Origin of the sequence: Catellatospora sp. NPDC049111 (genome assembly GCF_040648615.1) — a bacterium.
Classification (GTDB): Bacteria; Actinomycetota; Actinomycetes; order Mycobacteriales; family Micromonosporaceae; genus Catellatospora; species Catellatospora aurea.
Genome location: NZ_JBEZEB010000028.1, coordinates 95,783 through 104,282, shown reverse-complemented (window position 1 = coordinate 104,282; position 8,500 = coordinate 95,783). Strand labels below are relative to the sequence as shown.

Genomic DNA, 8,500 nt, shown 5'->3' with positions numbered 1-8,500 from the left:
ACTCGCGGCCTCACGTCATCCGTGAGGCCGCGAGTCTTTAAGAGTTGCGGAGGAAGGGGCGGTGGGAGTCAGGCCAGGGGGAGGTAGACCTGGCCGCCGGAGGCGACGAACTCGGCGGACTTGTCAGCCATGCCCTTCGCGGCGTACTCCTTCAGTTCCTGGCTGATGCGCATGGAGCAGAACTTCGGGCCGCACATGGAGCAGAAGTGCGCGGTCTTCGCGGCGGGCGCGGGCAGCGTCTCGTCGTGATAGGAGCGGGCGGTCTGCGGGTCCAGGGACAGGTTGAACTGGTCCTCCCAGCGGAACTCGAAGCGCGCCTTGGACAGCGCGTCGTCCCAAGCCTGTGCGCCGGGATGCGCCTTGGCCAGGTCGGCGGCGTGCGCCGCGATCTTGTACGCGATCACGCCCGCCTTCACGTCGTTGCGGTCCGGCAGGCCGAGGTGCTCCTTGGGCGTGACGTAGCAGAGCATCGCCGTGCCGTACATGGCGATCATCGCGGCGCCGATGGCGCTGGTGATGTGGTCGTACGCCGGGGCGATGTCGGTGGTCAGCGGGCCGAGCGTGTAGAAGGGCGCCTCGTGGCACACCTCCTGCTGCAGGTCCACGTTCTCCTTGATCTTGTGCATGGGCACGTGCCCCGGCCCCTCGACCATCACCTGCACGTCGTGCCGCCAGGCGATCTCGGTCAGCTCGCCGAGCGTGCGCAGCTCGCCGAACTGGGCCTCGTCGTTGGCGTCCGCGATCGATCCGGGACGCAGCCCGTCGCCGAGGGAGAAGGTGATGTCGTACTTCGCGAAGATCTCGCAGAGCTCCTCGAAGTTGGTGTAGAGGAAGTTCTCCTGGTGCTTGGCCAGGCACCAGGCCGCCATGATGGAGCCGCCGCGCGACACGATGCCGGTGACCCGGTTCGCGGCCAGCGGCACGTAGCGCAGCAGCACGCCCGCGTGCACGGTCATGTAGTCCACGCCCTGCTCGGCCTGCTCGATGATGGTCTCGCGGTAGATCTCCCAGGTCAGCTTGAGCGGATCGCCCTTGACCTTCTCCAGCGCCTGGTAGATCGGCACGGTGCCGATCGGCACGGCCGAGTTGCGCATGATCGCTTCGCGGGTCTCGTGGATGCGCGGGCCGGTGGACAGGTCCATCACCGTGTCCGCGCCCCAGCGGGTGGCCCAGGTCAGCTTCTCGACCTCCTCCGCCACGTCGGAGGTGACCGCGGAGGTGCCGATGTTGGCGTTGACCTTCACCAGGAACGCCTTACCGATGATCATCGGTTCGATCTCGGGGTGGTTGACGTTCGCGGGCAGCACGGCCCGGCCCGCCGCGATCTCGTCGCGCACCAGTTCCGGGGTGACGCCCTCGCGCAGGGCCACGTACTCCATCTCCGGCGTGATGATCCCGGCGCGGGCGCAGCCGAGTTGGGTCACCGGCGCGCCGTGGAGCCTGCGGTCGGCCACCCAGTTCGCCCGCGGCAGGTCGTCGAAGACCCCCGGGCCGGACGTGTCGTAGAGCCGGACCGGGGTGCTGCCGTCGGTCAGATCGACCTCGGCGAACGGCACCTGGATGTCGGGGCGGGACCCCGACACGTAGACCTTGCGCCTCATGCTGCCTCCTTGTGCTACAGGCGTGGGAAATGGTTCAGCGGACCGGCTCCGCTGCCGAGCCGCCAGTCCTGCGCCGCCAGCAGCGCCGAGCGGACGTAGCGGTTCGCGTAGGCGATCGAGTCGTCGACCGGGTAGCCGTGCGCCAGCCGGGCCGCGATCGCCGCCGAGAAGGTGCAGCCCGTGCCGTGGTCGTTCGGCGTCTCCACCCGCGGCGAGCGCAGGAACCGCGCCCCGCTCGCGGTCCACACCGCGTCCACGACCTCCGCCCCGCCCAGATCGCCGCCGGTCACCACGACACACGCCGGGCCGTGCGAGGCCAGCTGCGCCGCCGCGCCGGCCATGTCCGCGGGGGTGCTGACCTGCCAGCCGAGCAGCGCCGACGCCTCGTCGATGTTGGGTGTCACCACGGTGGCGTACGGCAGCAGCCGCTCGATCGCGCTGACCACGCCGAGCCGCCGCCCCGTCGACGCGGTCAGCACCGGGTCCAGCACCATCTTCGGCAGCTCGCCGTTGCGCGCCCGAGCCCGGATGGTCGCCGCGATCTCCCCGCTGGCCACCATGCCGACCTTCACCGCGGCCACCGGCATGTCGTCGAGGACCGCGCCGAGCTGCGCGGCGACCACGGTGGCCGGCATCGGGTGCACGTCCGTGATGACTTTGGTGTTCTGCGAGGTCACCGCCGTGATGACGCTCGCGCCGTAGCAGTCCAGCGCGGCGAACGTCTTCAGGTCCGCCTGGATGCCCGCGCCGCCGCTGCTGTCCGATCCCGCGATGGTCAGGGCGAGGTGCGGGGTGCTCATGGCGTCCCCCCGAGGTGCGCGTGGGCGGCCGGGCGGTGGTGGATTCTCTGCTCGCTCATGCCTTCTCCTCGCTGGGCTCGTCGGCGGCATCCCTGAGGCTGCTGATTCGCTCGCGTCGCTCGCTCATGCCAGCACTCTCCCGCCGTCGCGGTGTGATCCGTCGCACAGGCCGTCCCACGCGGCGCGCAGGTTCGCGTACGCCTGTGCCGGATCGGCGGCCCGCATCACCGCGCCCATCACCGCCACTCCCGCGACTCCGGCGTCTCGGCAGGCCGCGGCCCGCTCGGGCGACTCGACCCCGCCCAGTGCCAGCACCGCACGGCCCGCTCGGGCGGCCAGGCGGCGCAGCCCGGCGGGTTCGAGCGGCGGCCCGTAGCCCGGTTTGCTGCGGCTCGGGAAGACCGGTGACAGCGTCACGTAGTCCTCGGTGGACAGCCGGTCGAGTTCCGTCTCGTCGTGGCACGAGCGGCCGAGCAGCCGGGGCCGCCCGAGCGGGGCGATCGCGCCCGCGCGCAGGTGCAGCGCCTCCCCGCCGAGGGTGTCCTGCCCGGCCACGATGAGCAGCCCGCCGACCGGGCGCAGCAGCTCCCGCAGCGCCGCCGCGAGCCGCAGCCGCTGCCCGCGCGGCAGGTCCTTCTCCCGCAGCAGCACGATCCGCGCGCCCCCGGTCACGGCCCCCGCGACCACGTCCACCAGCGGCCGGGCGGCCTGGCGGCGATCGGTCACCACGACCACGCCGCGCACCTCACCGGTGGGCGTGCGGCCGCCCGGCTCGGACTCCCCCGTCACCTCGCCCGGCCGGGCGGCGGCACGAGTCGCTGCCAGTCGGCTCACCATGTCGGGAGCCCCTCGGCAGGCGTGGAGGCCAACGCGTGGCGGCGTACCGGGATGCGGCCGGCCTGCGACGCGAGCCGGCCCGCGACGACGGCGTGGCGCATCGCGCCGGCCATCGCCACCGGGTCGGCGGCCCGGGTCACCGCACTGGCCAGCAGGACCGCGTCGCAGCCCAGCTCCATGGCACGGGCGGCGTCGCTGGCGGTGCCGATCCCGGCGTCGAGGATGACCGGGCAGCGCACTGCCTCCCGGATCAGCTCGATGTGGTGCGGGTTCGAGATGCCCAGCCCGGACCCGATCGGTGCGCCCGCGGGCATCACCGCGGCGCAGCCCAGGTCGGCCAGCCGCCGGGCCAGCACCGGATCGTCGGTGGTGTACGGCAGGACGGTGAACCCGTCGTCGACCAGCCGCTCGGCCGCCCGCAGCAGCTCGACGGCGTCGGGCAGCAGCGTGCGCTCGTCCCCGATCACCTCCAGCTTGATCCAGTCGGTGTCGAACGCGTCGCGCGCCAGGTGCGCGGTGCGCACCGCGTCGGCGGCCGTGTAGCAGCCCGCCGTGTTGGGCAGCAGCCGTACGCCGCAGCGCTCCAGCACGTCGAGCAGCCCGGCCGGGGTGTTCGGGTCGATGCGCCGCAGCGCGACGGTGACCAGCTCGGTGCCGCCCGCCAGCAGCGCCTGCTCCAGCGACTGGAGGCTGCTCGCCCCGCCGGTGCCCAGGATGAGCCGGGAGCCGAACTCCACGCCCCCGAGCAGGAACCTGTCGTCCATGCCGGTCAACCGCCCTGCGTCGCGGTGAGGACCTCGACCCGGTCCCCGTCGAGCAGCCGGTGCGCGGGCCAGTCGGCGCGGCGCACCACCTCGCCGTTGACCGCGACCGCGACGCCGCGCGACGGCACGTCGAGCACGGCCAGCAGGTCGGCGATGGTCTCGCCGCGCCGGGTGGGGCGAGGCGTGTCGTTCACGACCACGGTGATCATCCGAGTCCTCCGGCGGTCAGGCGTTGGGGGGTGAAGGGTTCCCAGAGCGGGGGCAGCGAGCCGCCGTCGACCAGGTCGGCGACGGCCAGCGCGGTGTACGGGGCGGCCAGCACGCCATGCCGGTAGTGCCCCGTGGCGACCAGCACGCCCGGTGCCAGCTCGCCCACGATCGGTCCGTTGTCGGCGGTGCCGGGGCGCTGCCCCACCGACACCTCGACCAGCGCGTGCTCGGCCAGCTCCGGCACCAGGTCGGTGGCGGCGCGCAGCAGGTCGCGCACGCCGCCCGCGGTGGCGTGGCCGTCGGCCCGTTCCTCGACGGTCGCCCCGACCAGCACCTCGCCGTCGCGGCGGGGCACCAGGTACACGGCGCGGCCGTCGGCGTACCCCCGGATGACGTGGCGCGGCGCGGCCTGGCCGCGCAGCCGCAGGACCGCTCCCTGCACCGGCCGCACCGGCAGCCCGCCCAGCGCGGCGCTGGCACAGCCCGCGGCGAGCACCACCACGTCGGCGTCCAGGTCGGACAGCCGGTGCACGGCCTCGCGGCGCACCGGAACCAGTTCGCGCAGCGCCGCCACGACCCGGCGCGGGTCCACCTGGTGGTCGGACTCGACGAGCACGCCCCGCGCCCGGGGGTTCAGCAGCGGCTCGCGCTCGCGCAGCCGGTCGCCGTCGAGCGCGACCACCTCCGCGCCCAGTTCCCGCTGGTACGTCCACAGCCGGCGCAGTTCGGCCAGGTCGTCGGCGGTCAGCCCGACCTGCAGCGTGCCCTCGGTCCGGTGCCCCAGCTCGTGCCCGCTCGCCGCCGCCAGTTCCGCCGCGTACCCGGGCCAGCGCCGGGCGCATTCGAGCAGCAGGGCGGTCAGCTCGCGCTCGCCGAAGTACGACTCGCCGATCGGGGCCAGCATGCCGGCGGCGACGTGGGACGCGCCGCGGCCGGGATCGGGGTCGTGCACGGTGACGGCGTGCCCGCGCCGGGCGCACTGCCAGGCGATGCTGAGCCCGATGATGCCGCCGCCGACGACGGATACGGAAAGGGGTGCCACCGCGGCCTCCTCCCTGCGCCGGCATTACCCGGATCAGGTTCTACGGTCGGGAGCGAGAATCAGCTCCCCTCTCAGCCCGGTTCACCGGGCTCCCGTGGGGTTCTTGGTTCAGATGTGGTTCACGTGTTACGCGTGTGTTGCCGTCCGTGACGACTGTCGGGAGCGTAACCCCGCACGTACCCGTAGGCAACCCACACGTCGCCCACCGCGATCTCCGCCACACCGGGGCGGAGCCGTGCGGGGCTCCTCCGAGCTGCGGCGATGTGTCGTTTCAGGACGCGACGGCGGCGAGCAGGTCGGCCACGGCGCGGGACGGGTCGGCGGCGTCGGAGACCGCGCCGATGACCGCGACACCGTGTGCTCCGGCGGCCAGCAGCTCCGGCACCCGGGCCGCGGTGATGCCGCCGATCGCGATGATCGGGGTGCCCGCGACCTGCCGCGCCACGGCGCGCAGGCCCTCAGCGCCGATGGACACCGGCAGCCCGTCCTTCGTGGACGTCGCGTAGCAGGGGCCCACACCCAGGTAGTCGGCTCCGTCGCCGACCGCGCGCAGGGCGGTCGCGGGCAGCCGGGACGTCGCGCCGAGCACCGCGGCCGGGCCGAGCAGCCGCCGGGCCGCCGGCACGGGCAGGTCGTCCGCGCCGACGTGGCCGCCCGCGGCACCGGTGGCGAGCGCGACGTGCAGCCGGTCGTTGACCAGCACCGGAACCCCGACCGGGCGGCACAGCGCGACGATCTGGTTGGCCAGCTCGTACGCGAGCCGGTCGGTCCAGTCGTCCGCGGGCCGGAACTGGATGACCAGATCGGGTGTCGCCACGGCGAGCGCGGCCCGGACCAGTGCGACCGGATCCCGGCCGGGCCGGCTGTCGGTGATCAGATGAAGTCTCCCCAGCGCCATGGCCATACCCTATCGATTCTCATCGGTGAATGGGCCAACCCCCTCCGTGACAGCCGCCGTCTACATCGGCTCATCCAGATCACTGATTCTGTGAAAACTCTTTACAATTACTTTGAATCGGTATGAGAACCCGTCTCGCCCTCGTCGCCCTCATCCTGGGCAGCACCGTCGCGGCAACCGCCGTACCAGCTCAAGCCGCGTCCGCACCCGCCACGGAGGGGGCCGCCGCCGCGGCCGCCGGATACGTCAAGGTCGGCTACTTCGTCCAGTGGGGCATCTACCGCCGCAACTTCCTGGTGAAGAACCTGCACACGTCGGGGATGGCCGCGAAACTGACGCACATCAACTACGCGTTCGCCAACGTCGGCGCCGACGGCCGCTGCTTCGAGGCCAACGAGGCCGGGGTCGGCGACGCCTGGGCCGACTACCAGAAGCGCTTCAAGGCCGGCGAGTCCGTCGACGGGGTCGGCGACGTGGTGAGCCAGCCCTTGGCTGGCAACTTCCACCAGCTGCGCAAGCTCAAGGCGATGTATCCGCACCTGAAGGTGCTGCTGTCGGTGGGCGGCTGGACCTGGTCGAAGTACCTGTCCGACGCCGCGCTCACCCCGGCCTCCCGGCAGGCGATGGTGGCGAGCTGCATCGACATGTTCATCAAGGGCAACCTGCCCTTCATCGGCACCTCGCCGCACGGCGGCACGAGCAGCGCCTTCGGCGTGTTCGACGGGTTCGACCTGGACTGGGAGTGGCCCGCCTCGGCGGGCGAGGTCGGCAACGTGGTGCGGCCCGAGGACAAGCAGAACTACACCCTGCTGGCCGCCGAGTTCCGCAACCAGCTCAACGCGTACGGCGCGCAGGTCGGCCGGAGCTACCAACTGACCGCGTTCCTGCCCGCGGACCCCGCGAAGATCAATGCCGGGATCGAGACCGCGCAGCTGTTCTCCCACCTCGACTTCGCCACGGTGCAGGGCTACGACCTGGCCGGCGGGTGGGACCCGGTGACCGGGCACCAGTCGAACCTGTACTCCACGCCGTCGTCGCCGTTCAGCGTCGACCTGGCCGTGGACACCTACCGCGCCCAGGGCGCACCCGCCAACAAGATCGTGATCGGCATCCCGTACTACGGCCGCGGCTGGACCGGCGTCGGCAGCACCGGCAACGGCCTCTACCAGCCCGCGAGCGGCCCGGCCCGGGGCACCTACGAGGACGGCGTCGACGACTACAAGAAAGTCGTCGCCAAGCAGGGCACCGTCTCTTACGACCCAGTCGCAGGCGCGTCCTGGAAGTACGGCGGCAGTGCCCTGTGGTCATACGACACCCCGCAGGTGATCGCGCAGAAGACGGCGTACGTCAAGGCCAACGGCCTCGGCGGCACCATGGCCTGGTCCCTCGACGGCGACACCGCCACCGGCGAGCTCACCACCGCGATCCACAACGGTTTGAGCTGACCTGCGCCTTTAGCGGAGCACCGGGGTGTCGTAGCCGACACTGCGACACCCCTTCGAACGCATTTGCTCTGCACCCATTCGCTTGCTCTGCACCCGATGACGCAACGGGCATACGGCTGCTGCGCGGATGGGTGCAGAGCAAGGCTTTGGGTGCAGAGCAAGGCTTTGGGTGCAGAGCAAGGCTTTGGGTGCAGAGCAAGGCTTTGTGTGCAGAGCAAAGTCAGTCGGCAGGTAGGTCCCGCCCGTGGGGGCCCGGACCGGACCGGCCGCCTGCCGGCGGATGGGCTAGCGGGGCGTGGCGGCGTTCGGCACGAACGGCGCGCCGTGACCGGGCACCACCAGGTCGGCGAGGGCGAGCACCCGCTCCCGGCTGGCGCGCAGCTGGGCGCGGTCCGGCGAGACCGGGTCGTCCGCGGGGCCGTCGGCCCGCCACCACAGGTCGCCGGCGAGCGCCACGACGCCGTCGGCCGTGCCCGCGAGCAGGGTGATGTCTTCGTGGCTGTGGCCCGGCGTGCTGATCAGGCGGATCGAGTCGGAGAACGCGTGACCCTCGGCGTCCCGGTCGGTCCACTCGTGGCCCCGGTAGATCGCCTTGTGGTCGTGCATCCGAGCGGTGACGAACAGGCCCGCGTTCATGACGTTGTCCGGGTGGTGGTGGCTGAGCACGACGTCGGTGACGTCCGCCGCCGACAGCCCGAGCGCGGCCAGCGCGTCGAGGATGACCGACGGGTGCGCGACCATGCCCGGGTCGAACACGATGCGCAGGTCGCCGTCGCGCACCAGGGAGACGGTCGCGGCCACGCCGGGCCCGGTCGAGCTGGTGTATCCGGTGGCCAGGATGTCGAGAACGGCGCTGCGGCCGAGGGGTGCGTCACTCATACCGATGATCCTGTCGGCCGGAGA

General features: G+C 72.3%; 9 protein-coding genes and 1 riboswitch. Of the genes, 1 reads left to right on the top strand and 8 read right to left on the bottom strand.

Annotation, left to right across the window (positions count from 1 at the left end; genetic code table 11):
- Positions 1 to 68 precede the first annotated feature (68 nt).
- The 7 genes from thiC to thiE form a co-directional block, all read right to left on the bottom strand.
- The gene (gene thiC / locus AB0B66_RS29925) at positions 69 to 1,601 is read right to left on the bottom strand and encodes a phosphomethylpyrimidine synthase ThiC (protein ID WP_360536192.1); all 1,533 of its coding nucleotides are present in this window, start codon (positions 1,599 to 1,601) and stop codon (positions 69 to 71) included.
- Positions 1,602 to 1,615: 14 nt separating this feature from the next.
- Positions 1,616 to 2,401: a bifunctional hydroxymethylpyrimidine kinase/phosphomethylpyrimidine kinase gene (gene thiD, locus AB0B66_RS29920; RefSeq protein ID WP_360536190.1), complete on the bottom strand. Its 786-nt coding sequence runs from the start codon at positions 2,399 to 2,401 to the stop codon at positions 1,616 to 1,618.
- 123 nt (positions 2,402 to 2,524) lie between these two features.
- On the bottom strand, positions 2,525 to 3,238 hold the full coding sequence (locus AB0B66_RS29915; RefSeq protein WP_360536188.1) for a thiamine phosphate synthase: 714 nt from the start codon (positions 3,236 to 3,238) through the stop codon (positions 2,525 to 2,527).
- Positions 3,232 to 4,011 (bottom strand): thiazole synthase, encoded by a 780-nt coding sequence (locus tag AB0B66_RS29910; protein WP_360536186.1) that lies wholly within the window; start codon positions 4,009 to 4,011, stop codon positions 3,232 to 3,234. The genes AB0B66_RS29915 and AB0B66_RS29910 overlap by 7 nt, the downstream gene beginning before the upstream one ends.
- Entirely contained in the window at positions 4,008 to 4,211 is a 204-nt protein-coding gene (thiS, locus tag AB0B66_RS29905; RefSeq protein ID WP_360536184.1) for a sulfur carrier protein ThiS, read from the bottom strand. Before thiS ends, AB0B66_RS29910 begins: the two co-directional genes overlap by 4 nt.
- Positions 4,208 to 5,254, bottom strand: a complete 1,047-nt coding sequence (thiO, locus tag AB0B66_RS29900) for a glycine oxidase ThiO (protein ID WP_360536182.1) — start codon at positions 5,252 to 5,254, stop codon at positions 4,208 to 4,210. The genes thiS and thiO overlap by 4 nt, the downstream gene beginning before the upstream one ends.
- Positions 5,248 to 5,360: riboswitch (TPP riboswitch) on the bottom strand. (Overlaps the previous gene by 7 nt.)
- A 165-nt stretch (positions 5,361 to 5,525) precedes the next feature.
- Complete coding sequence (thiE, locus tag AB0B66_RS29895; protein ID WP_360536180.1) at positions 5,526 to 6,152, bottom strand: thiamine phosphate synthase; 627 nt, start codon at positions 6,150 to 6,152, stop codon at positions 5,526 to 5,528.
- Positions 6,153 to 6,274: 122 nt separating this feature from the next.
- Here thiE and AB0B66_RS29890 point away from each other — a divergent pair, with 122 nt between their 5' ends.
- Positions 6,275 to 7,597: a glycoside hydrolase family 18 protein gene (locus AB0B66_RS29890; RefSeq protein WP_360536178.1), complete on the top strand. Its 1,323-nt coding sequence runs from the start codon at positions 6,275 to 6,277 to the stop codon at positions 7,595 to 7,597.
- A gap of 285 nt (positions 7,598 to 7,882) precedes the next feature.
- Here AB0B66_RS29890 and AB0B66_RS29885 read toward each other — a convergent pair whose 3' ends face one another.
- Positions 7,883 to 8,476, bottom strand: a complete 594-nt coding sequence (locus tag AB0B66_RS29885; protein WP_360536176.1) for an MBL fold metallo-hydrolase — start codon at positions 8,474 to 8,476, stop codon at positions 7,883 to 7,885.
- Positions 8,477 to 8,500: the final 24 nt, after the last annotated feature.

Bases quoted from the DNA above. Each gene is read 5' to 3' on its own strand.
- thiC (WP_360536192.1), bottom strand. From the start codon at position 1,601: ATGAGGCGCAAGGTCTACGTGTCGGGGTCCCGCCCCGACATCCAGGTG.
- thiD (WP_360536190.1), bottom strand. From the start codon at position 2,401: ATGAGCACCCCGCACCTCGCCCTGACCATCGCGGGATCGGACAGCAGC.
- AB0B66_RS29915 (WP_360536188.1), bottom strand. From the start codon at position 3,238: ATGGTGAGCCGACTGGCAGCGACTCGTGCCGCCGCCCGGCCGGGCGAG.
- thiS (WP_360536184.1), bottom strand. From the start codon at position 4,211: ATGATCACCGTGGTCGTGAACGACACGCCTCGCCCCACCCGGCGCGGC.
- thiE (WP_360536180.1), bottom strand. From the start codon at position 6,152: ATGGCGCTGGGGAGACTTCATCTGATCACCGACAGCCGGCCCGGCCGG.
- AB0B66_RS29890 (WP_360536178.1), top strand. From the start codon at position 6,275: ATGAGAACCCGTCTCGCCCTCGTCGCCCTCATCCTGGGCAGCACCGTC.
- AB0B66_RS29885 (WP_360536176.1), bottom strand. From the start codon at position 8,476: ATGAGTGACGCACCCCTCGGCCGCAGCGCCGTTCTCGACATCCTGGCC.